The organism is Bacillus sp. IBL03825 (assembly GCF_024712505.1).
Taxonomy (GTDB): Bacteria; Bacillota; Bacilli; order Bacillales; family Bacillaceae_G; genus Bacillus_A; species Bacillus_A wiedmannii.
Window position 1 is genome coordinate 2370084 of the sequence record NZ_JAMXKE010000001.1, and the last position, 23653, is coordinate 2393736.

The 23653-nt window shown below is 35.8% G+C and carries 15 protein-coding genes, 2 pseudogenes, 1 riboswitch and 2 other annotated features; of the genes and pseudogenes, 11 read left to right on the forward strand and 6 right to left on the reverse strand.

Annotation, left to right across the window (positions count from 1 at the left end; genetic code table 11):
- Nucleotides 1-32 precede the first annotated feature (32 nt).
- From NHG49_RS12205 to NHG49_RS12225, 5 genes are all read left to right on the forward strand, one after another.
- Complete coding sequence (locus tag NHG49_RS12205; protein WP_258126060.1) at nucleotides 33-7193, forward strand: amino acid adenylation domain-containing protein; 7161 nt, start codon at nucleotides 33-35, stop codon at nucleotides 7191-7193.
- Entirely contained in the window at nucleotides 7190-7414 is a 225-nt protein-coding gene (locus tag NHG49_RS12210; protein ID WP_000184070.1) for an MbtH family protein, read from the forward strand. Before NHG49_RS12205 ends, NHG49_RS12210 begins: the two co-directional genes overlap by 4 nt.
- A complete protein-coding gene (locus NHG49_RS12215; protein ID WP_258126061.1) occupies nucleotides 7414-8856 on the forward strand; it encodes an MDR family MFS transporter in 1443 nt (480 codons plus the stop codon). The genes NHG49_RS12210 and NHG49_RS12215 overlap by 1 nt, the downstream gene beginning before the upstream one ends.
- A gap of 63 nt (nucleotides 8857-8919) precedes the next feature.
- On the forward strand, nucleotides 8920-9669 hold the full coding sequence (sfp, locus tag NHG49_RS12220; protein ID WP_098654731.1) for a 4'-phosphopantetheinyl transferase Sfp: 750 nt from the start codon (nucleotides 8920-8922) through the stop codon (nucleotides 9667-9669).
- A gap of 35 nt (nucleotides 9670-9704) precedes the next feature.
- Nucleotides 9705-10247 (forward strand): hypothetical protein, encoded by a 543-nt coding sequence (locus tag NHG49_RS12225; protein ID WP_000959141.1) that lies wholly within the window; start codon nucleotides 9705-9707, stop codon nucleotides 10245-10247.
- Between the two features lie 37 nt (nucleotides 10248-10284).
- On the opposite strand, the pseudogene NHG49_RS12230 reads toward NHG49_RS12225, so the two are convergent.
- From NHG49_RS12230 to NHG49_RS12240, 3 genes and pseudogenes are all read right to left on the reverse strand, one after another.
- Nucleotides 10285-10404: pseudogene (locus NHG49_RS12230) on the reverse strand (HU family DNA-binding protein); the annotation flags it as partial.
- A gap of 179 nt (nucleotides 10405-10583) precedes the next feature.
- A complete protein-coding gene (gene ltrA, locus NHG49_RS12235; RefSeq protein WP_258126064.1) occupies nucleotides 10584-12473 on the reverse strand; it encodes a group II intron reverse transcriptase/maturase in 1890 nt (629 codons plus the stop codon).
- Nucleotides 12474-13277: 804 nt separating this feature from the next.
- Nucleotides 13278-13430, reverse strand: a pseudogene (locus NHG49_RS12240) (HU family DNA-binding protein); the annotation flags it as partial.
- Between the two features lie 204 nt (nucleotides 13431-13634).
- On the opposite strand from NHG49_RS12240, the gene NHG49_RS12245 reads away from it, so the two are divergent.
- Nucleotides 13635-14402, forward strand: coding sequence for a DUF3891 family protein (locus NHG49_RS12245; protein ID WP_000577278.1), 768 nt, complete (start codon nucleotides 13635-13637; stop codon nucleotides 14400-14402).
- A 14-nt stretch (nucleotides 14403-14416) separates the two neighbouring features.
- Complete coding sequence (locus tag NHG49_RS12250; RefSeq protein WP_000666442.1) at nucleotides 14417-14941, forward strand: DinB family protein; 525 nt, start codon at nucleotides 14417-14419, stop codon at nucleotides 14939-14941.
- A gap of 100 nt (nucleotides 14942-15041) precedes the next feature.
- Here the strand turns inward: NHG49_RS12250 and NHG49_RS12255 are convergent, their stop codons facing one another.
- The 3 genes from NHG49_RS12255 to NHG49_RS12265 all read right to left on the reverse strand — a co-directional run bounded on the left by NHG49_RS12255 (nucleotide 15042) and on the right by NHG49_RS12265 (nucleotide 18846).
- Nucleotides 15042-16235, reverse strand: a complete 1194-nt coding sequence (locus NHG49_RS12255) for a S8 family peptidase (protein ID WP_000790928.1) — start codon at nucleotides 16233-16235, stop codon at nucleotides 15042-15044.
- Nucleotides 16236-16467: 232 nt separating this feature from the next.
- Nucleotides 16468-17835 carry an alanine/glycine:cation symporter family protein gene (locus tag NHG49_RS12260; protein WP_000451054.1) on the reverse strand — a complete coding sequence of 456 codons (1368 nt, stop codon included), beginning with the start codon at nucleotides 17833-17835 and terminating at the stop codon, nucleotides 16468-16470.
- A gap of 107 nt (nucleotides 17836-17942) precedes the next feature.
- A riboswitch (glycine riboswitch) is annotated at nucleotides 17943-18062 on the reverse strand.
- 208 nt (nucleotides 18063-18270) lie between these two features.
- On the reverse strand, nucleotides 18271-18846 hold the full coding sequence (locus NHG49_RS12265) for a hypothetical protein (protein WP_258126068.1): 576 nt from the start codon (nucleotides 18844-18846) through the stop codon (nucleotides 18271-18273).
- A 132-nt stretch (nucleotides 18847-18978) separates the two neighbouring features.
- On the opposite strand from NHG49_RS12265, the gene NHG49_RS12270 reads away from it, so the two are divergent.
- From NHG49_RS12270 to thrS, 4 genes are all read left to right on the forward strand, one after another.
- Nucleotides 18979-19344 carry a hypothetical protein gene (locus tag NHG49_RS12270; protein WP_258126069.1) on the forward strand — a complete coding sequence of 122 codons (366 nt, stop codon included), beginning with the start codon at nucleotides 18979-18981 and terminating at the stop codon, nucleotides 19342-19344.
- Between the two features lie 206 nt (nucleotides 19345-19550).
- Nucleotides 19551-20171: a YdbC family protein gene (locus NHG49_RS12275; protein WP_064477278.1), complete on the forward strand. Its 621-nt coding sequence runs from the start codon at nucleotides 19551-19553 to the stop codon at nucleotides 20169-20171.
- Between the two features lie 183 nt (nucleotides 20172-20354).
- The gene (rluF, locus tag NHG49_RS12280; protein ID WP_001222161.1) at nucleotides 20355-21062 is read left to right on the forward strand and encodes a 23S rRNA pseudouridine(2604) synthase RluF; all 708 of its coding nucleotides are present in this window, start codon (nucleotides 20355-20357) and stop codon (nucleotides 21060-21062) included.
- A gap of 125 nt (nucleotides 21063-21187) precedes the next feature.
- Nucleotides 21188-21412: a binding site (T-box leader), on the forward strand.
- 35 nt (nucleotides 21413-21447) lie between these two features.
- Nucleotides 21448-21670: a binding site (T-box leader), on the forward strand.
- A gap of 44 nt (nucleotides 21671-21714) precedes the next feature.
- Nucleotides 21715-23634 (forward strand): threonine--tRNA ligase, encoded by a 1920-nt coding sequence (gene thrS, locus NHG49_RS12285; protein ID WP_258126070.1) that lies wholly within the window; start codon nucleotides 21715-21717, stop codon nucleotides 23632-23634.
- Nucleotides 23635-23653 lie beyond the last annotated feature (19 nt).

Below are 23653 nucleotides of genomic sequence, written 5' to 3' on the forward strand. Positions count from 1 at the left end.
AAATAGACTACATAATAAAGGGGTAGTAAAGAATGCCTAATAGTCAAAAGCTTCGCCATTCGTTATCATCTGCGCAGACTGGTATGTGGTTTGCACAACAATTAGATCCGCTGAATCCGATTTATAATACTGGGGAATATGTTGAAATAAATGGAAATATTAATCAAGGAATTTTCGAATTAGCAGTACGTAAAGTTGTAATGGAAGTAGAAGCACTACATGTTCGTTTCGAAGAGGATGAAATTGGTCCGTGGCAAGTTATTGAGAAATCGTCAAATTTTCATATGCATTTTATTGACGTTCGTAAAGAAGAAGATCCTGAAGAGGCTGCTAAAGTATGGATGAAAAATGATTTATCTATGCCCGTGGATTTAAAAGAGGATAAATTATTTACTGAAGCACTTATTCAAGTGGAAAAAAATCGGTTCTTTTGGTATCAGCGCATCCATCACATTGTGATGGATGGCTATGGATTTTCACTTCTTAGCCAAAAGGTAGCGAGAGAGTATACAAAACTTATAGAAGAAACAAATAAGAAAGAGAAACCATTTGGTACTCTTTCAAAGATTGTACAAGAAGATATTGTATATCGTGAGTCGAAACAATTTCAGGAAGATCGTACTTTTTGGTTAGAGAAGTTTGCTGATGAACCAGAAGTTGTAAGTTTAGCAGAAAGAGCACCGAGAACATCAAATGGATTTTTACGGGAAACAGCTTATTTATCTAGTTCTAGTACGAAAACTTTACTAGAAGATATTAATGTTTCGTTAACAAGTTGGCCAGAATTCATTGTGGCTGTAACAAGTATTTATATACATAAGTTAACAGGTGCAAATGATATTGTTTTAGGTTTACCGATGATGGGGCGTCTAGGTAGTGCATCAATTCATACACCGAGTATGGTAATGAATTTAGTACCACTTCGTCTCACTGTAACTCCAAATATAACTATTACGGAATTATTACAGCAAGTTTCTAAAGAAATCCGAGACGTACGTCGTCATCATAAATATCGTCATGAGGAATTAAGAAGAGACTTAAAGTTACTAGGTGAAAATCAAAGGTTATTTGGGCCGTTAGTGAATGTTATGCCTTTTGATTACGGTCTTAACTTTGCTGGGAATCGTGGTATTACACATAATTTATCAGCAGGACCTGTCGATGATTTATCGATAAATGTTTATAAACGTTTCGATGAAAATGAGCTAATGATTCATTTTGATGCGAACCCGGAAGTATATAATGGCTCGGAACTAGCATTGCATAAAGAAAGATTTATGAATGTATTAGAATTAGTGATAAATGATTATGAAAAAGACGCGTCGATTGGAAGTATAAACATTACTCTTCCTGAAGAAAATCAAAAAGTTTTATTCGAATGGAATGAAACTAAAGAAGCGGAAGAGTTAATTTCTCTACCTATATTATTTGAAAAACAAGTACAAAAAAATCCAAATAAAATAGCAGTTACTTGTAATGGAATAAATCTTACGTATAAAGAGCTAAATGAACGAGCGAATGAACTAGCACACTATTTAGTAGAAGAAGGAATAGGGTCAAATCAGTTTGTAGCTTTAGTATTTCCAAGATCAACGGAAATGGTAGTTAGTATGCTAGCAGTATTAAAGGCTGGTGCAGCGTATTTACCGATAGATCCAGAATATCCAGCCGAGCGAATAAATTATATAGTAAATGATGCAAAACCAGCTTGTATTATAACGCATTTATCGGTTGCATCAACTTTAGTTATAGAAAATGATATAAAAAAGATCGAATTAAATAGTGAAAAAATGCAACTAGCGTTAAACACATATTCTCATATGAATCTACCATTTAGAAATGAAGAATCACTTTTAAAGCCTGCGTATACAATTTACACTTCAGGCTCAACTGGCAATCCAAAAGGTGTAATTGTTCCTATGAAAGCTTTAAGTAACTTTTTATTGTCCATGGATGATATGTTTTCATTACATGAAAATGATCATTTATTAGCAGTTACAACATTTGCGTTTGATATTTCTGCTCTAGAGATTTATTTACCTCTTGTTAGTGGTGCAAGTATAACAATCGCTCCAAAAGAGGTGATTCAAGAGCCTTCGGCGTTAACGGCATTGTTACAAGAAGAAAGAGTGACAATTATGCAAGCTACACCGACACTATGGCAGGCGTTAGTAACTGAATATCCAGAGAGGCTACAAGGACTAAATGTGCTCGTTGGTGGTGAAGCGCTTCCGGCCCATTTAGCAAATACATTAAAAGAATTAGGTTGCTCTATTACAAATTTATATGGACCAACTGAAACGACTATTTGGTCTACTTTCATGAACATCGATGAAAGGGAAAGTGGTATACCTCCTATTGGAAAGCCAATTTGGAGTACAGATGTGTATGTATTAGATGCAGGTTTACAACCAGTACCACCTGGAGTAATTGGTGAATTATATATTGCAGGGGAAGGGCTTGCGAACGGATATTTAGGAAAACCAGAGTTAACGGCTGAACGGTTTGTTGCAGATCCTTATGGAAAACCAGGGAAGCGCATGTACCGCACAGGTGATCTGGTAAAATGGCGTAACGATGGAGTGTTAGAGTACATGAGCCGCGCAGATCATCAAATTAAAATTCGTGGTTTCCGAATTGAATTAGCTGAAATTGAAATGGTATTACAACGACATGAATATATTCAACAAGCGGTAGTAATGGTACGAGAAGATCGCCCAAATGATAAACGAATCATTGCGTATATCGTTGCCGAAGGGAGTGAAGGGATTAACCTTTCAGAAATTCGTTCTTATGTTTCAGAAAGTTTAGCGAATTATATGGTGCCATCGGCATTTGTTGTGCTAGAAGAATTACCATTAACGCCAAATGGTAAGGTTGATAGAAAGAAATTACCTGCTCCTGATTTTAATGAAATGAATAAGGAGAGAGTTGCTAGAAATCCGAAAGAAGAAATATTATGTGATTTATTTGCAGAAGTACTTGGTGTTTCTCGCATTAGTATTGATGATAATTTTTTTGAAATGGGTGGCCATTCGCTTCTTGCATCTCGTCTAATGGCAAGAATCCGTGAAACGTTAAGTGTTGAATTAGGAATTGGAAAACTATTTGAATCGCCAACTGTTGCTGAACTTGCGAAACAATTGGATCAAGCAAAAACTGCAAGACCAGCTATTAAGAAAGTAAGTAGACCAAATGAAGTTCCACTTTCATTTGCGCAGCGCAGGTTATGGTTCTTAAATTGTTTAGAAGGTCCAAGTCCTACTTATAATATTCCATTAGTCATTCGTATTTCTGGAAAGTTGAACGAGGAATCATTGCAAGGTGCTTTTTATGATGTAGTTGAGAAACATGAAACGCTTAGAACGATTTTCCCTAACGTATTAGGTAGTTCCTATCAGAAAATTTTAGATATGGAAAATTTAAATCTAGAGATGATAATAACAAAAACATGTAAAGATGAATTAGAAAGTGTGCTTGTAGAGGCGGTAAGATATAGTTTTAACCTTGATGTTGAACCAGCAGTTCGTCTGCAACTATTTACAGTGAATGAAAACGAACATGTATTACTAATTCTATTGCACCATATTGTAGGGGATGGCTGGTCATTACAACCGTTAACGAGAGATTTTACAGCGGCATATAAAGCACGATGTCAAGGTAACAGAGTTCAGTTAGAGACACTTCCAGTTCAATACGCAGATTATGCACTTTGGCAACAACAGTTGCTTGGTGATGAAACTACACAAGAGAGTCTTATTTCAACACAATTAGAGTTTTGGAAGAAAGAGCTAGAAGGTTTACCAGATCAGCTGGAGTTACCTACAGATTACCAGCGTCCAATTGAAACGAGTTATCGCGGAGAAACAATTCATTTTCAAATAGATGCGGGTATGCATAGTAGGTTAGTAGAGCTTGCACGGAAAAACGGAGTTAGTTTGTTTATGGTGTTGCAAGCAGGACTTAGTGCGCTATTTACAAGATTAGGTGCAGGTACTGATATACCAATCGGTAGTCCGATTGCTGGAAGAAACGATGATGCACTCACTGACATAGTTGGTTTATTTGTAAATACATTAGTGTTACGTACAAATACATCAGGAGATCCAAGTTTTAAAGAATTATTAAATAGAGTGAAGCAGTCAAATCTTGCAGCTTATGAAAATCAAGATGTTCCATTTGAACGACTCGTTGAAGTGTTAAACCCAGTACGTACTCGAAATAGTCATCCGCTGTTTCAAGTTATGTTAGCTTTCCAAAATACGCCAGAAGCAACGTTTGATGCTCCGGATATAGAAGCGAACCTTGAAATTCAAAGCGTTGGTTCTGCGAAATTTGATCTAACATTTGAAATTAGCGAGAGTAACGGAGTTGATGGTACGCCAGACGGCTTAAACGGGTTACTAGAATTTAGTACGGATTTATATAAACGTGAAACGATTCAAAAATTGATTGAACGATTCATTTTGTTATTGGCTGATGCAGCGAAACATCCGGATCAATCAATTGGCACATTAGAAATATTAACTTTAGCAGAGAAAAATACAGTGTTAGAAAAGTGGAATGGTGGTTTTCAAATTGTACCAGAAATGACATTGCCACAATTATTTGAAAAGCAGGCTCATATAAATCCAAATTCTATTGCTGTCGTCTTTGAAGATGAAAAGTTAACTTATGAAGAGTTGAATAAAAAAGCGAATAAAATAGCTCGATTGCTAATTGCAAAAGGAGTTGGCCCTGATCAACTCGTTGCTTTAGCGATGCCGAGATCTTTAAATATGGTTGTAAGCTTACTAGCTGTTCTGAAAGCTGGTGCGGGATACCTTCCGTTAGATCCGGATTATCCGTCAGATCGTATTTCATTTATGCTCCACGATGCGAAACCATCATGTGTTTTAACAAATTCAGATGTGGAAATTGAATGTGATGAGGAACTGAAAATTTTAGTTGATGATGTGAAAGTAATAGGGGAAATTGAGAAATATAGTGAAGACAATATTGATGAAATGGAGCTCATGAAGCAGTTATCTCCTTCCCACATTGCGTATGTTATTTATACATCAGGCTCAACTGGTAGACCGAAAGGCGTTATGATACCTCATCAAAATGTAGTAAGACTTTTAGGCGCAACTGATCATTGGTTCCAATTTGACGAGAACGATGTATGGACAATGTTTCATTCATATGCTTTTGATTTCTCGGTTTGGGAAATTTGGGGACCTTTATTATATGGTGGGCGTTTAGTCGTAGTACCACATACTGTAAGTCGCTCACCGAAAGAATTTTTACAACTTCTTGTTAAAGAAAAGGTAACTGTTTTAAACCAAACTCCATCAGCGTTCTATCAATTGATGCAAGCAGATCGTGAAAATGAAGAAATTGGCCAAAAATTATCTTTACGATATGTTGTTTTTGGAGGAGAAGCACTTGAGCTAAGTCGATTAGAAGATTGGTATAGTCGACATTCTCATAACGCACCAAAACTTATTAATATGTACGGTATTACGGAGACGACAGTACATGTTAGTTATATTGAATTAGATGAAACAATCGTCTCTTTACGAGCAAATAGTTTAATTGGGTGTAGTATACCTGATCTTAAAGTGTATGTGTTAGACAACTATTTACAACCGGTGCCACCTGGAGTAGTTGGAGAAATGTATGTTGCAGGTGCAGGGCTTGCTCGTGGATATTTAGGAAGAGCAGGTTTAACTGCAGAACGTTTTATTGCAGATCCATTTGGTAAGCCAGGTACAAGAATGTATCGTACTGGAGACTTAGCACGTTGGCGTCAAGATGGGACGCTAGATTATATAGGACGTGCAGATCATCAAATAAAAATTCGTGGATTCCGAATTGAATTAGGGGAAATAGAAGCGGTAATAATGAAACATCCTAAAGTTGAGCAAGTAGCTGTTATTGTACGGGAAGATCAACCAGGGGATAAACGGTTAGTTTCTTATATCGTTGCATTAAATAATGAAATGATTGATACGAATGAAATGCGTAAGTATGCTAGAGGTAGTTTACCAGATTACATGGTTCCATACGCTTTTGTAGTAGTAAATGAGTTGCCTTTAACTCCAAACGGTAAATTAGATAGAAAGGCATTGCCGGCTCCAGAATTTATCGCATCATCTTCTAGTCGTGGACCAAGAACACCGCAAGAAGAAATGTTATGTGACTTGTTTACAGAAGTTTTAAGTGTGCCGCAAATTGGAATTGATGACGGATTCTTTGATCTAGGTGGCCATTCACTTCTTGCAGTGCAGCTTATGAGTCGTATTAAAGAAGCACTTGGGGTTGAACTAAATATCGGAACTTTATTTGCCGCACCTACTGTTGCGGGTCTTGCTGAAAGACTTGAGGTCGGAAATGGACAAAGTGCACTTGATGTGTTGCTTCCATTACGAGCAAGCGGAGAACAACTACCACTATTTTGTGTACACCCAGCAGGTGGATTAAGTTGGTGCTATGCAGGACTTATGAAATCTTTAGGGACAGATTATCCAATCTACGGTGTCCAAGCACGTGGTATCGCTAAAAATGAAGAACTTCCAAGAAGTTTAGAGGAGATGGCGGCGGATTATTTAAAACACGTTCGTGAAGTACAGCCTCACGGACCATATCGGTTACTCGGTTGGTCGCTCGGAGGAAATGTTGTTCATGCAATGGCGGCGCAACTGCAAAATGAAGGAGAAGAAGTAGAATTACTCGTTATGTTAGATTCTTATCCAGGTCACTTCTTACCGAATACGGAAGCACCTACTGAAGAAGAAGCGTTAATCGCATTACTTGCTTTAGGCGGATACGATCCAGATAATATGGATGGTAAACCACTTACGATGGAAAGTGCAGTAGAAATACTTCGTAAAGATGGTAGTGCATTAGCAAGTCTTGAAGAAGAGACTATTTTGAACTTGAAAGAAACATATGTAAATTCGGTAGGATTGTTAGGGAAATATGTACCGAAAGTTTATAACGGAGATATTTTATTCTTTAGATCTACTGTTATACCAGACTGGTTTGATCCTATCTCTCCAAATACGTGGCTAAATTATTTAGATGGGCAAATTGTGCAACACGATATTGATTGTAGACATAAAGATTTATGTCAACCAGGACCACTTACAGAAATTGGACAAGTATTAGCGAAATATTTGCAGAATAAGAAAGGGGTAAGTACAGTATGACGAATCCGTTTGAAAATGATAATTACACATACAAAGTATTAAAAAATGAGGAGGGCCAGTATTCTCTCTGGCCTGTCTTTCTTGATGTACCTATTGGTTGGAATGTCGTACATGAAGAGGCTAGTAGGAATGATTGTTTACAATATGTTGAAAATAACTGGAAAGATTTGAATCCAAAAAGTAATCAAGTTGGCGAAAAAATATTAGTAGGAAAACGATAATGAAGGCAAAAATAAATCCAAAAATAGTTGTAAGTATCGTATATATAACAGCGATGTTTATGGCTGCGATGGATGCAACGATTGTGAATGTAGCACTCCAAACAATAAGTAAAGAACTACAAGTGCCTCCATCTGCAATGGGGACGGTTAATGTTGGGTATTTAGTTAGCTTAGCTGTTTTCCTTGCGATTTCTGGTTGGTTAGGAGATCGCTTCGGTACGAAAAGGGTATTTCTAACTGCTCTTTTCGTATTTACAACTGCGTCTGTATTATGTGGAATAGCGAACGATATTACTTTATTGAATATTTTTCGTATCATTCAAGGTGCTGGCGGGGGGCTTTTAACGCCAGTTGGGATGGCGATGTTATTCCGAACATTCTCACCAGAGGAAAGGCCGAAAATTTCACGGTTTATTGTGTTGCCAATTGCTGTCGCACCGGCAGTAGGACCAATTATTGGCGGTTTCTTTGTAGATCAAATGTCTTGGCGCTGGGCATTTTATATTAATGTACCGTTTGGAATCTTAGCGTTACTATTCGGTCTTCTATTTTTAAAAGAGCATATTGAAAAATCAGCTGGTCGCTTTGATTCTCTCGGTTTTGTTCTTTCAGCACCAGGATTTGCGATGCTTATTTATGCACTTAGCCAAGGACCATCAAAAGGCTGGGTTTCTCCAGAAATTATGAGTACTGGGATAGCTGGGATTGTACTCATTACATTGTTCATCATTGTAGAACTTAGAGTAAAGCAACCGATGTTAGATTTACGCTTATTAAAAGAACCAGTCTTTAGAAAAATGAGTCTTATTTCATTGTTTTCATCCGCTGGTTTACTAGGAATGTTATTTGTTTTTCCACTTATGTATCAAAATGTAATAGGAGTTTCCGCATTGGAATCAGGTCTTACGACATTCCCAGAGGCGATTGGGTTAATGATATCGTCACAGATTGTCCCATGGTCATATAAGAAATTAGGAGCTCGAAAGGTAATTTCTATTGGACTAATTTGTACGGCGATTATTTTTGTTTTATTAAGTTTTGTAAATCACGATACGAACCCATGGCAAATTCGGGCATTATTGTTTGGTATCGGTATTTTCTTAGGTCAGTCTGTTGGAGCAGTTCAATTTTCGGCATTTAATAATATCACGCCACCTTCTATGGGGAGAGCTACGACTATATTTAATGTGCAAAATCGATTAGGTTCAGCGATAGGAGTTGCAGTTTTAGCTAGTATACTAGCCGGTTTTGGAAATAATAGTGTACAAAATAATGCTCAGTCAGATTTTTTACCATATCAAGCTGCATTAATTGGATCAGCAATATTTTTACTTGTAGCATTACTATTTTCTTTACGTATTTCTGATAAAGAGGTAATGGCAAAGAAGAAGAAAAAGCCGTTACCTGTATTACAAAAAGAGAAAGAAGCTGTAAACGAATAAGTTAATAGCATGATAATATTTTTGAAATAAAGTGATATTCGTACTAAGAAGGAGAGAGTTTACATGATAGAGAGTAAAGTTGTAGATTCTGTACCAACTCTTAATGAGAATAGTTGTCAAATATGGTGGGCAAGAATTTCAGATTTACAATCATGGCATTACAATTTACTAAACGATGTTGAACGAGAGAAAGCAAATTCATATCATCAATCGGCAGATCGTGCACGATTTATAATAGGTTGTGTAATTAGTAGATTAGTTCTTGGAAAGATCCTTTCTATGTCGCCAGTTCAAGTACCGATTGATCGAATGTGCCCTGTATGTAAGTTACAACATGGTAGACCACAATTACCAGAAGGAATGCCGCAAATATCTGTTTCACATTCGGGTGAGTGGGTTGTTGTTGCATTTACAAAGTCTGCACTTGTTGGCGTTGATGTTGAACAAATGAATCCAAATGTAGATGTTATGAAAATGGCAGAGGGCGTATTAACAGACATTGAAATAGCACAAGTTATGAAATTACCTAATGAACAGAAAATAGAAGGTTTTTTAACATATTGGACTCGAAAAGAAGCAGTACTAAAAGCGACAGGTGAAGGACTAATGATTCCGCCAGTACATATTACTGTGTCGGCTCCAAATGATCCTCCAAATTTGTTAGTTTTTAAGGATAGGCAAGAATTAGTAGAAAATACAATGATGGCAGATATAAGGCCTAGTGTAGATTATATGGCTTCAATTGCAATATTTAGTAAAGAAGTAACTGAAATCACACAGTTAGATGCAGTAGCGCTTTTAAATTATAAATAAGTTAAATAAAAAATCTTATAGAAGAGGTGTTCCTCATGTTAGTAGCGGAAAATAGAACAAATGAATTCACTTATAATGTACAAGCAATAAAAAATATTTTATTTTCTGGAGATACATCATCTATTCATGCATTAGAAAAGCTTTTGAATGATACAGTTCAGTTTGATGTTCTCGAACAAGAGGTACTTGATAGACAGTACATCCCAAAAGAAGCAAAGAATTTCTTTGATAAAAACGGAACATTTCTTTATCGTGTATCCAATGTTAGTTATAAAGGAAAAGTGTTATCTGAGAATCTAATTTTTGCGGACACTTCGTTTTTACCAAATACAATTAAGAGTGAATTAGAGAGTGGAAATATTCCAGTTGAAAAACTTATAGAAAAGATGGAAGTAAGAAGAAACGTACTATACGAAGGATATCAGCCATCTGGGAATATTATTGAATTGTTTGATGGATGCTCTGTTACGGCGAATGTGTATCCAACTAGAAAATATCAAATTGTAAGTAACTGCAAATGTATATTTTATATTTGTGAAGTGTATCATGCTGAGAATATAAAGGAATTACTTAAATAAAACAAGAAACCAGCCTATAAAATGGCTGGTTTCTTGTTTATTTAACAGCTTCTTTTAACTCTTTACCTGCTTTAAATGCTGGAACTTTACCGGCAGCGATTTGAATTTCTTCGCCAGTTTGCGGGTTACGTCCTGTACGAGCAGATCTTTCGCGCAATAGTGATAGGTAACGTTTTGTTTATGCAACTCCACGTTTTCCCCCACTTCACACCGTACGTGCGCCTTTCAGCGCATACGGCGTTCCATCGATGTAGATACAAATGTTTACCCTGTACATCGTCACCTTTGTACGGGCATTATAGATACTTCTCGTCGCACATTTTTTTACAACTATACCTATACAGTCATTGTTAATTCTTTTCTTAATTTGTTGACCTTTTTGCACTGGCTAGGATTTAGTTCCATAACTTGTACATTATTATGGACATATTTGTGGCATCGAAGACAAAGCGTTGTTAAGTTAGACACTTTGTTTACTAATTCTAAAGGTAATTTAGGTTTCTTGTGGTGGACTTCCACCGATTCAGGATAAACAAATGATTTACATACGGAGCATTTGGCTTTATCACGCTTTATGGCATACGGTCTGTTCATAAAGTACTCAAAGTTGTGCTTGTGATTGTTGTGGTTAGCATATAGGTTTAATTTTTCATAGTTAACCCATATGTCTTCGAGATGTAACTTTAGCCTTTTGTTATGAGCATCGTGCCAAAGGTCTCGTCCCGAAGGGGTGTAAGGTAGCCACGCTGGATTAAACAATCTAGCGTATTCAATCTTTGTGATTGCACATTTTGTTATACCCACGATAGTATCCTGATAAGTTTCAGCATACGTTTTGGAGTTGTACTTATCGTGCCTTACGGCCCTATTTGTAAGTTCACAACATTTGTAAATCTGTTTAGTATGGTTCTTACCATAGAGTTTTTTGAAACTCCCGTAAGTTGACTTAAACAGTATGTGGTCGATTTTGGAAAATGTCCGTTTGGACATAGCAATACTGTAATAGTTAGACAGTCCAATTATTTTAGAGTTGATTAGTTCAATCTTAGTGACTCTATGTTTGAGGTGTTTGGTCCTCCGTAATTGGGAAATATCTTTACTTATTTCGCTAACCTTGGGCAGTATTTTCTTCCAGTCAGGATAGACTTTTGCGACAATCTTACCATCCAAACGCTTCGGTTCGGCTTTGATTCGGAATCCAAGGAAGTGTAAAGGTTCCTCACGACAATCCGTGATGACCGTCTTTTCTTCCGATAGTTCAAGGGAGAGTTGGTGTTTCATATACTTTCGTAACTTCGTGAGAAGTTTTTCTGCACACTCTTTTGTCTCCGTTAGGATTATCCAATCATCCGCGTACCTTACAAGATTCGTCTTGTAGTGTTTGGCAACAGATTTCTTTCGAAGGAATTGGTAATTCTTTTCCTCAACCGTTTTACCATTTCGTGTAGCAGCATAAGTGGTCACTGCCGAATGCGATTCCCATAAATCACTGACCATCCAGTCGAAGTTATTTAGGTAAACATTTGCTAACAAAGGGCTGATAATACCACCCTGTGGTGTGCCTTTGTCTGAGCTGATTATGTTTCCATTGTCAAGGATTTTAGATTTTAACATTTTCTTGATGAGGAAGAGGAATTGCTTGTCTTTTATCCCCATTTCCCACAATATCGCGAGTAGCTTATTATGGTTGATGTTGTCAAAATAACCCTTGATATCACCTTCGATGGCTATATAGGCTTTCGAGTTGATATTCTGAACTATTCTAGCGATTGCGTGTTCTGAACTTCTGTATGGTCTGAAACCATAACTGTGAGGATAGAACTTAGCCTCGCAATAAGGCTCGATAGCCATTCTTGCTATCTCTTGAATAATTCTATCAACTATGACCGGAATCCCTAGTGGTCTGAGTTTTCCTGTATTTCCTTTAGGAATATAGGTTCTTCTTACCGTGCTTGGATTATAGTTGTCGATTTGAGATTGTATTAGGTTGATAAGTTGTTTTCTATCCATTTGGAGATAGTCATTGATGGTTGTCCCATCTATTCCTGCGGTTTGAGAGCCGCGATTGGATTTGATGTTATGTATGGCTTTATCGATAACTGGTTCGGATTTCATGAACTCGGTTAGATTGTAGATGGGTTTTCCTTCTAAAGCCACCTGATACATTTTATCTTGGAATCCTAATAAATCTCTTTCGCCTGCGATTGTACGACCTTTGAACCCCATATCATCACTCCTATTAATAGTAGTTACTGATAGGTTAGCTGTTTGACTCGGACTTGCCTCGTATTGTCGTACGTCGATTTTCGCTATATTCTAACACCGACTAGTCCCCTTTGCTCCGGTATGTTTATATCCTTCATATAGAATTACTTCTATATTACTAATGGCATACCATCAACACTACTATGGGACACTGACTGCTTTCATCACCTTCATTGGTAATAGCATACCTCCTGTGATTACTTGCTCTCGACTGTTCCGCACTATCTTTCCTTATAAACTAAACTTAGGCTCCCTCTTTACGCCGTTAGGTCTGATTTGAGTTTAATACCACGAATTGTTCTCAAATTCCAAATCCATTTAAGGATTTGGATGATGAAATTATTGAAGAGAATTTCATCACACCTACTCTGTATCCCCTTTGTGACAAGGGGAGGTGGAACTATCGACGCTTCACGCAAGGGTTCGTCTCCTAGCCATATTTAGTTGTGGAGTCCCGCATCATTGTTACGTCCTCAAGACCTGAGGTCTTCTTATAATAGAAGAGCCACACGCAACGTGGATTACGACTTTACCTAGCTCCGCACAATCTGGTGTGCTATCACCTCGTTGCACGTAGGAGTATCAGACTCTTATCCTGGTTGTGATATTGGATAAGGGGTGTATTTTCATTCACCCATAAGATTGGTGCAGTTAGGATTCAGGTTGAATCCCGCTTCATTTCCTAGTTTTCGGACTTGCGTCCTACCACCTGATTGTCATGAGTGACGTTTAGGCAGCACTAGTTATTGAGCAACAGCCCGCACCTTCAAAAGTTCCAAAGCCGATTAATTGAACTTTATCGCCTGATTGTAATGCAGTAGCAATTGTGTCAAATACGGATTGTACCGCTGCAGAAGCTTCCTTTTGAGAAATATCAGCGGATTGTGCCACGTTTTTAACTAATTCTGTTTTGTTCATGTTTTCACCTCATAAAAAGTTTTTTAGAATGAATGTTTTAGTATAATGGATAGTATAGAGAAAGCTATTTATATGGTTAGAAAGAATACTATATAGTTATGTTAATTTCGTTGTAAGAGACTGAATCCCTGCTAATAATTAGGGATTAATTAAGAATTGATGTATAGAAAACGCTGTAATATGAGGATGAGGGGGAGAATATGAATGATTTTTCGTGAAAAGAATGAGAAAGAAAGTATATTAATTCGTCAACATGATCATGGTTTTTTAGCTGGAGAGATTGCAAAGCATATAAAAGAAGATTTTTTTGAAGATGAAACATACTTAAAAGAGACAATTGATGCAATATATGAGCATGATAGAGGATGGATAGAACTTGATAAAGTACCAATTTTGAATGATGCTAAAAATATTCCATATACATTTATGGATTGTCCAAGTTCATTGCGTTTTGTTTTTTATACGATTGGTTTGAATGAAATTGAAGATTCAAATCCATACGGAGCATTACTTTGTAGTAAACATTTTTTATCATTTCCATTAAATGATGAAGATGAAGAGATGCTTTCATTTTATACAGGGGAATTGGAACGACAAAAAAGAATATTGAAAACGTTAACAAAAGAACAATTTGCGATGTTCGATAAACATTATAGATTATTAAAGTTTTGCGATGAACTTTCTTTATATGTGTGTATGAATAAACCTGGCGTAGAAAAGACAGATGAAATTGATTTGTTTAAAGATGGTTTTGAAGGAACAGAAATGTTTAATAGTAAAGTGGAGAAACCTATTCAAGCTGAATGGGTGGACGAGGAAACAATTCGGATTACACCGTTTCCATTTCAAACGGAATTTCATACGTATGTAAATTATAAAACAATAAATAAACGTGAAATTGAAGAAAAAGGAATTGCAAAAGCTGATAGAGAATCGGAAATGGAGAAACAAAACATTCGTTTCGTACAATAAGGAGGCGATTTAGATTGAAAGAGTACATGTTAAAACAGGTGGATTACCATGCTTGGGCTAATATACGGTTATTCAATCGACTAAAAGAATTACCAAGCTATGAGACTATTTTTAATGAACAGATACAGAGTGTATTTCCATCAATTAAGGATACTTTTACGCATATTTATATTACAGATCAAGTGTGGTTACACGTATTGCATGGTAAAAGTATGAATGAAGCAATACAAGACCGAGAAAATTTACGCAAACAAATCGAAACTAAATCGTTACATGAATTAGAAAAAATGTTTGAAAACATGGCAAATCAATATAAAGACTTCTTAATTACAATACAAGACGTGAATGCTGTATTTGTTATTGAGAATCCATATGCAGGGAAATTAGAAACTTCAATTTTAGAGTTAGTACAACATGTTGTAAATCATGGGACATATCATAGAGGAAATATAACAGCGATGATCCGTCAACTTGGTCATTCATCGACAATGACGGATTTTGTGCTATATTTACATATGGTTAAAAAGCAGGGGGAGTAATATAGTTTGTAAGAAGGAGAGGCTTTAATTGTAGAAGTCTCTCCTTCTATTTTATTTCGTATTAATGATAGATCGACTGATTAAAGTTTTGCTTTATTTCTTAAGAAGCTTTATTTTCTTGTAATTGCTTAGCGTATTGTACAGCCTTATATGCATTGACTCTACCGTTTTTCCAGTACGTACCTGTACCACTAATTTTATCAGTAGTAGACTCAATAATTTGGCGGATTTGTGTATTGCTATATCCTTGATTTGCTAAAAGAGCAGCGACTCCTGCAACATGAGGTGTTGCCATAGATGTACCACTTAATGATTGATACGTGCTTCCTTTATATGTGGAATATATATTTGAACCTGGTGCTGCAACATCTACCCAGCTACCATAAGTAGAAAATGAAGATTTCTTATCTGATTGATCTGTAGAAGCAACTGCAATCACTTCGCTGTAATAAGCAGGGTAATTAGCTTTTGTATTTCCAGCATTTCCAGCAGCTGCAACTATAACAGAACCTTTATTCCATGCATATTGAACGGCTTGTTGTAATGCAGTACCACCATTTGGAGCTCCTAAACTTAAACTAATTACTTTTGCACCCGAATCAGCAGCTTCTCGAATACCTTGCGCTACAGCATCAAGAGTCCCACTTCCTTGATTATCTAATACGCGGACAGCATAAATTGAAGTTTGTGGGGCAACACCAGCAATTCCGACACTGTTATTCGTAAGTGCTCCAGTAATTCCAGCGCAATGTGTACCATGACCATTACCATCATCAGATGTATTGTCGTTATCAACATAATCATGCCCGTAAATTACTTTCAAAGCCAAATCAGGGTGTGAGCCTTGAACTCCTGTATCAATAATAGCTACTTTTACACCAGGATCACTTCGTTGGCTATCCCAAGCTTGTGGAGCTTGAATCTTTTGCAATCCATATTGATTTTTAAAATATGGGTCGTTTGGAGTCCAAAAGGCGTGAACGTAATAATTCGGTTCTGCATATTCTACATCTGGATTATTTTTATAACTCTTTATTTTTTCTTTTACAGTACCTTTCGAAAATTGAACGACTTCAAAACCTAACTTATCATCTTTAGATAAGACATTGGCTCCGACAGATTTATGAAAAGATTGCACATTACTTAAAGATGCATTTTGCTTGAACTTAACGATTAATTGGTTAGGAACGTAATCAGTAGATGATGTTTCAGCGCTTGAAGTATTCGTGTTAAAGAAGAAACCACCAATAATAAAAGATAAAACAGATAGGAAAACAATGATTTTGTTTTTCAAAAGATTTTTCCTCCCTTTTCTTGTATGAGTTTTTCAGCGACACTTTAATGTCGCATTCTTTTTCAACTATATAGTTAGACCATACGATTTATGACATTTATGTGAAAAACTTTTGGAGGAATAAAAAGGAGTAAACATTGATATAAATATATTTTTAATGAAAGTAATTAAGTAAAAGAGGGGATAAAAAAAGGAATGCTCATCATGTATGAGTCATTCCTTTTTTCATAGATTAACTTGCCTGTTTTTTATGACTTTCTTTCAATTTTTCTGCTTGTAAAAAGCGATTTGTTTCAGCAACAACAATACCACTTAACCCAATAAGGCCAATTAAGTTTGGAATCGCCATAAGTCCATTTGCAATATCAGCAAACGTCCATACGATGCCTAATTTTAAATTCGCACCAATTGCAATCATGACGATAAAGATTGCTTTATAATATTTAACAGCACCTTCTCCAAACAAATAAGCCACGCACTTCTCGCCGTAATAGGACCATCCTAAAATAGTAGAGTAGGCAAATAATATAATTGCGATACCAAGAATCATACTACCAGCAGTGCCAAATACAGATTGGAACGCAAGTGTCGTCGCTTCAACGCCAGTTTTACCTGATTTCCATGCACCTGTAGTAATTAATACTAGCCCTGTAATTGTACATACGATAAACGTATCTAGAAAAGTACCAGTCATAGAAACTAAAGCTTGCTTTGCAGGCGAATCTGTTTTTGCAGCCGCTGCTGCAATAGGGGCGCTCCCTAAACCAGCTTCGTTCGCAAATACACCGCGCGCCATTCCAATTTGAATTGCAGATGCAATTGTTGCGCCAATAAAACCACCAGCAGCTGCAGTACCATTGAATGCGCCAGAAAAAATAAGTGAAAATGCTTCTGGAATTTGATCGTAGTGATAGAAAATAATAATAAGTCCAGCAATGATATAAAAGAAAGCTTTAATAGGAACGATGTATCCTGTCACTTTCCCGATTTTTTTCACACCGCCTAAAATAACAATGGCGATTAAAAACGACATGAATATACCAGTTAAAGCAGGGGGGAAAGAGAAATTAATTCGCATTGCCTCTGCAACTGAGTTAGATTGCACCATATTACCGATACCGAAAGAAGCAGTTGTACCGAATATAGCGAATAAAACAGCAAGCCATTTCTTACCTAAACCACGTTCTAAATAGTACATTGGACCACCTGAATATTCACCATTTTCATTACTAACACGGTATTTCACCGCAAGAATGGCTTCGGCATACTTTGTTGCCATACCGAACAAAGCAGTAATCCACATCCAAAAGATTGCACCGGGTCCACCAATTGTCACAGCAGTTGCAACACCGGCTATATTCCCCATACCAATCGTTGCCGCCATAGCTGTCATAAGTGCTTGGAAGTGGCTAATATCTCCAGAGGAGGATGTATCTTCTGATTTTTTAAAAGCTAGTTTGTGAGCGTATAATAGTTTACTAAACTGTAAACCTTTTAAACGCACTGTGAGAATGATACCAGTACCAACGAGTAACAACAACGTTGGTAATCCCCACACATAGTGATTGATTTGTTCTAATACTGTACTTACTGTCTCCATCTGTATTCTCCTTTTTATGAAAAAATAAAAACCACTTCAAGAAAATGAAATGGTCTCTGGAGAAACAAGGGATAGAAAAATAAACCGATACAAATCGGCATTTTCTTTCGCTTGTCTCTGTCCTTTTACCTGAGAGATTATCCGCTATAGTAGCGGATTTGCTCCTTCGGTGCTCGTTTTCCTCCGCGCTATATAAAGCGAGAGGGAGTCTCTCCAGAGATTCGTCCCCATGCAGTTCTACTTGTAACCAAGACCTGAGAGTTTCAAAGTTGATTCAGCAACTTTTTGCCCCGTCGGTAGATCAATAGACCTTCTCCTGAATGGTTCATCCGAATTATAAAATTTATAAAAACATTGATTGTAAATCAATAAAAACATTATAGACAGACAAAATGTGAATTGCAATCTTTTTTTATTTTAAAATAGTAACCAGTTTTATTTTTTTGCGAGTCCTAATTTAACTTCAACTTCATTTAACGTAGATAAAGCGAGGACAATATGTTGGTCCGCAAGTCCTAAAGCATGTTTAGTATTTTCAATTGTTTCATTGGATGGAGTAGAGTTATTTGCTCCGTCTATAATTAAATCTGCTGCGTTTTTCATAAATTTAGAAGCAGTCTTAAATTCAGTTTTGAAATAAATTAGTTGTTCTTGTATTTGTACTTCCGATATATTTTCTTTAATTTTCACAATGTCTATTTCGTTTATAATTTTTTCATATTGCTTGGAAATAGCAGTCATTGTGACTAATAGTTTATTTCTGTCTACTGAATCTCCGTTCGTGTTAATCTCTTTCCAGGCAGGCAACCAATCTTTTTCGATGATGTCATTATAATTTGTAGTTAATTCATCAATTTTTGGTTGTAATTTAGTTTTAAAAGTTTTTGTATCAATTGTTTCTACGGTGGTTTTTTCGTTATTATTTTTATCTTTAGTTGTGTAGAAAATCGTACAGGTAATAATAAAAATAGAAATAACTATTGTCCATTTATTAAAAAATAATTTCTTCAATGGGTAATCCCTCCAAAAATAAACATCTTATAATTATAATATATAACAATAATATTATTAATGGTAGAGAATATAGTATGTAATTGATTTTAATTATATTTTTTATATACATAAATAACTAAGATTAGTAAAATGATGAAAGTAATATGTGAGAAAAGAGGGTTTTTAGTGAAAACGAATAGAAAAAAGCTAGTTTCAAATATTTCAATGGCTATGATATTAGTTGGCTTATTTGCACTCATATATCTGGACAAAGAATCTAAAATGGAAGATTTTCCAGTACCAATGTCAGCAATCCATATTAACGATGATAATGAAGCGGATTATAAATATATAAGTGTAATACCTATTACAAAGGCAAGTGGATGGGAGCACTTAGGGGAAAATGGGCATACTAATAGTTTTAAAAAAGGGGAGCGGAAGGTAACTGTATTACATTATCCAGGAGAATTTACATATTATTTATTTGAACAAAAGGTGAATAAGAAAGGGAGATAAGATAAAGTTGTAATTCGTTAAGGGTTACAGCTTTTCTTTTAATTCTGAATTATTTGAAATGAAATCAGATAAATGGTTTGATAGATGTAGTGATAAATATGATTAGTTCTATATGTCTATAAAGAGTATTAGAGGATTATAAAATTATTATGTGAACTAAATGTTGTGAGAAGAAAATAAATTATATTCTAAAGGGGGAATTAAAAATGTTACTAAAAACAATCTATTGTAAAGTGGAAGAAGAGAAAAAAGAGTTATTTTCAATCGCACAAGAAAAATGGCGTGATATACAGCATCTAGATGGTTTTCACGGACAATTTGGTGGATGGAATGAAGATGAGGCGTGTGTTTATACTTTATGGAATGATAGGGGTGCGTATCAATCATTTATGAATGGTGCTCACGATACCATTTATTTAAATAGTAATCAAGAGGATACGTTTCTTTCATGTGAAATTGAACTGTTTCAAACATTGTATGATATAACTGATATGCCTTTGAAAGAGGTTGTTACAGAAGGGTCATTTGTCAGAGTTGCTATATGTGATGTAAAACAACAGAGAGAAAAGCAGTTTTTACATAAGCAAGAGGAAATTTGGAATAAAGGAATGGAAAAAGCAAACGGGATGATAGGTGGAGTAGTTGGGAAGTCTTTAAAAACTGAAAATCGTTACATAGTGTTAACTTATTGGAAAGATGAAATGGCGCATCAAAATTATGTAGAAGAGATTTTCCCAGAGCTGTATAAACTAGCTAATATTCATGAGGATTTAAAAGACATAAGAGGTAAACAAGCTGTATGTAAGGAAGAGTGGCTTGTATATTAAGTGTTCAAAACGTGCATAAATGAATGTATAATAAAGATATTTTCTTATAAACGAGTAATTAATAGAAGACGTTATATCCCCTTTCATGTTAATATATTTAAGTTATAATAGAAGGCTTACCCTTTTGTATTGTACGGTAGAATCAGTGTGAGCTAGAATTTTTTTGAAAAGGATGTGCCTAATTTGCGTATCAATAAATTTATTAGTGAAGCTGGAAAAGCGTCTCGACGTGGAGCAGATAAACTAATTAATGAGAGAAGAGTAATTATTAACGGTAAGGTTGCAAAAATTGGTGACCAAGTAAATCCAGGTGATGATGTACGCGTAAATGGAGAGCAACTTCGTATTGCTCGAGATCACGTATATATCGCTTTAAATAAACCAGTAGGTATTACATGTACGAGTGAAAAAGCTGTAAAAGGTAATATTATTGATTTAGTGAATCATCCATTACGAATTAGTCACATTGGACGTCTTGATAAAGATTCAGACGGTTTAATTTTATTAACGAATGATGGTGATATTGTTAATGAAATTTTACGTGCTGAAAACAAACATGAAAAAGAATATATCGTTTCAGTAGATAAGCCAATTACACCTGATTTTCTAGAGAAAATGGCAGCTGGTGTGAAAATTTTAGGAACGAAAACCCTTCCTTGTGAGGTAACACAGTTATCAAAATATGAATTCCAAATTATTTTAACTCAAGGGTTGAATCGTCAAATTCGTCGTATGTGTGAAGCTTTAGGTTATCAAGTATACACGTTAAAGCGTACAAGAATTATGAATATAGAATTAAATAATTTACCTGTTGGACAGTGGAGAGATTTATCGAAGAAAGAGAAACGACGTCTATTTTCAGACTTAAATTACGAACCACAAGATTGGTAAAATTGAGAAGAGGAAACCAAAAATCTATTTTTGGTTTCTTTTTTTATTTAATAAAAAATCATTTTTAAACACTTGCAAAAATAAAATGAATAAGATATAGTAAATAACAATTAATGGATGTACTTTTAAAAGCAAAGAAAAGGACACGAGTTATTTTATCTGGTTATACAGAGAAGGAAGGAAAGCTGAGAACTTCCTAACGCAGAAAAATAACTTACCACCTTAGAGCTGCACTGGGGAAACTAAGTATCTAGTGCCGTGTAAGCGACGTTATCGCAAAAGAAGCCATTATGTTTTTTTGTGATGGGAATCTGGGTGGAACCACGGATATAAGCATATTCGTCCCTATTTTAGGGATGAATATGCTTTTTTGTATTCAATTTCATAATAAGCGAAGAAAAGGACACGAGTTATTTTATCCGGTTATACAGAGAAGGAAGGAAAGCTGAGAACTTCCTAACGCAGAAAAATAACTTACCACCTTAGAGCTGCACTGGGGAAATTAAGTATCTAGTGCCGTGTAAACGACGTTACCGTAAAAGAAGCCATTGTATATTTACAATGGGAATCTGGGTGGAACCACGGGTAAAAGCACGCTCGTCCCTATTTTAGGGATGAGTGTGCTTTTTATTATGAAATGGAGAGATGAAAAATGAAAGAACAGATGATTGAAATGAAATTTCCGGATGGAAGCGTTAAAGAATTTGTAAAAGGAATTACTTTAGAAGAAATTGCGGGATCCATTAGCAGTAGTTTAAAAAAGAAAGCAGTTGCAGGGAAAGTAAATGATCAGTTATATGATTTACGCCGAAATATTGAAGAAAATGCGGAAGTAGAAATCGTTACTATAGATTCAAATGAAGGGGTAGAAATTGCAAGACACTCTGCGGCACATATTTTAGCGCAAGCTGTAAAGAGAATGCATGGTAATGTAAACCTTGGTGTAGGACCTGTTATTGAAAATGGATTTTATTATGATATGGATCTTCCGAGTAGTGTAAACGTAGAAGATTTACCGGAAATCGAAAAAGAAATGAAAAAAATTATAAATGAAAATATAAAAATAGAGCGAGTTGAGGTTTCACGAGAAGAGGCAAAAAAACTGTTTCAAGTAATGAATGATCACCTGAAATTAGAATTGTTAGAAGCAATTCCTAGTGGGGAAAGTGTAACACTATATAAACAAGGTGAATTTGTAGACTTATGTAGAGGACCACATGTACCGTCAACAGGCTATTTGAAAGCATTCCAATTAACTCACGTTTCTGGTGCATATTGGCGAGGTGATAGTAACAATCAAGTGCTTCAGCGTATATATGGTGTTGCGTTCTCTTCTCAAAAAGAATTAGAAGATTATTTACATTTCGTTGAAGAAGCAGCAAAAAGAAATCATCGTAAATTAGGTAGTGAGCTGGAGTTATTTATGTTTTCTGAAGAGGCTCCGGGAATGCCATTTTATTTACCGAAAGGACAAATTATTCGTAATGAATTAGAAGCATTTTTAAGAAAAATTCAAAAAGAGTATAAGTATCAAGAAGTACGTACTCCGTTTATGATGAACCAAGAATTATGGGAGAAATCAGGACACTGGGGACATTACAAAGACAACATGTATTTCTCTGAAGTAGACAATAAAAGTTTCGCATTAAAACCAATGAACTGCCCAGGACATATGTTAATGTTCAAAAATAAATTACACTCTTATCGCGAATTGCCAATTCGTATGTGTGAGTTCGGTCAAGTACACCGACACGAATTTAGCGGGGCATTAAATGGATTATTAAGAGTACGTACTTTCTGCCAAGATGATGCTCATTTATTTGTAACTCCAGAACAAATTGAAGATGAAATTAAATCTGTAATGGCGCAAATTGATTATGTTTATAAAACTTTTGGATTCGAATATGAAGTAGAGCTTTCTACTCGTCCAGAAGATTCAATGGGTGATGATAAGTTGTGGGAGCAAGCAGAAGAGGCATTAGAAAATGTATTACATTCATTGAATTATAAATATAGACTAAATGAAGGTGACGGTGCATTTTATGGACCGAAAATCGACTTCCATATTAAAGACGCCTTAAATAGAAGTCATCAGTGCGGGACAATCCAACTAGATTTCCAAATGCCAGAGAAGTTTGATTTAAATTATATAGATGAGAAGAATGAAAAGAGAAGACCAGTTGTCATTCACAGAGCAGTTTTAGGATCTTTAGACCGTTTCTTAGCGATATTAATTGAGCACTTTGGAGGCGCGTTCCCGGCATGGGTGGCACCGGTTCAAGTGAAGGTCATTCCAGTTTCGAATGCAGTCCATGTACAATACGCAGATGAGATTGCGGATAAATTAGCACAAGCTGGCATTCGTGTTGAAAGAGATGTACGAGATGAAAAGTTAGGATATAAAATAAGAGAAGCACAAATGCAAAAAGTTCCTTATGTTCTTGTTATTGGGGATAAGGAAATGGAGAACGGATCTGTAAATGTACGTAAATACGGTGAAGACCAGTCAGAAGTTATTGAACTAAATGGGTTTGTGGAGAGTATAAAAGAGGAAATAAAAAATAAGAAATAGAGATTGAAAATAAAATACA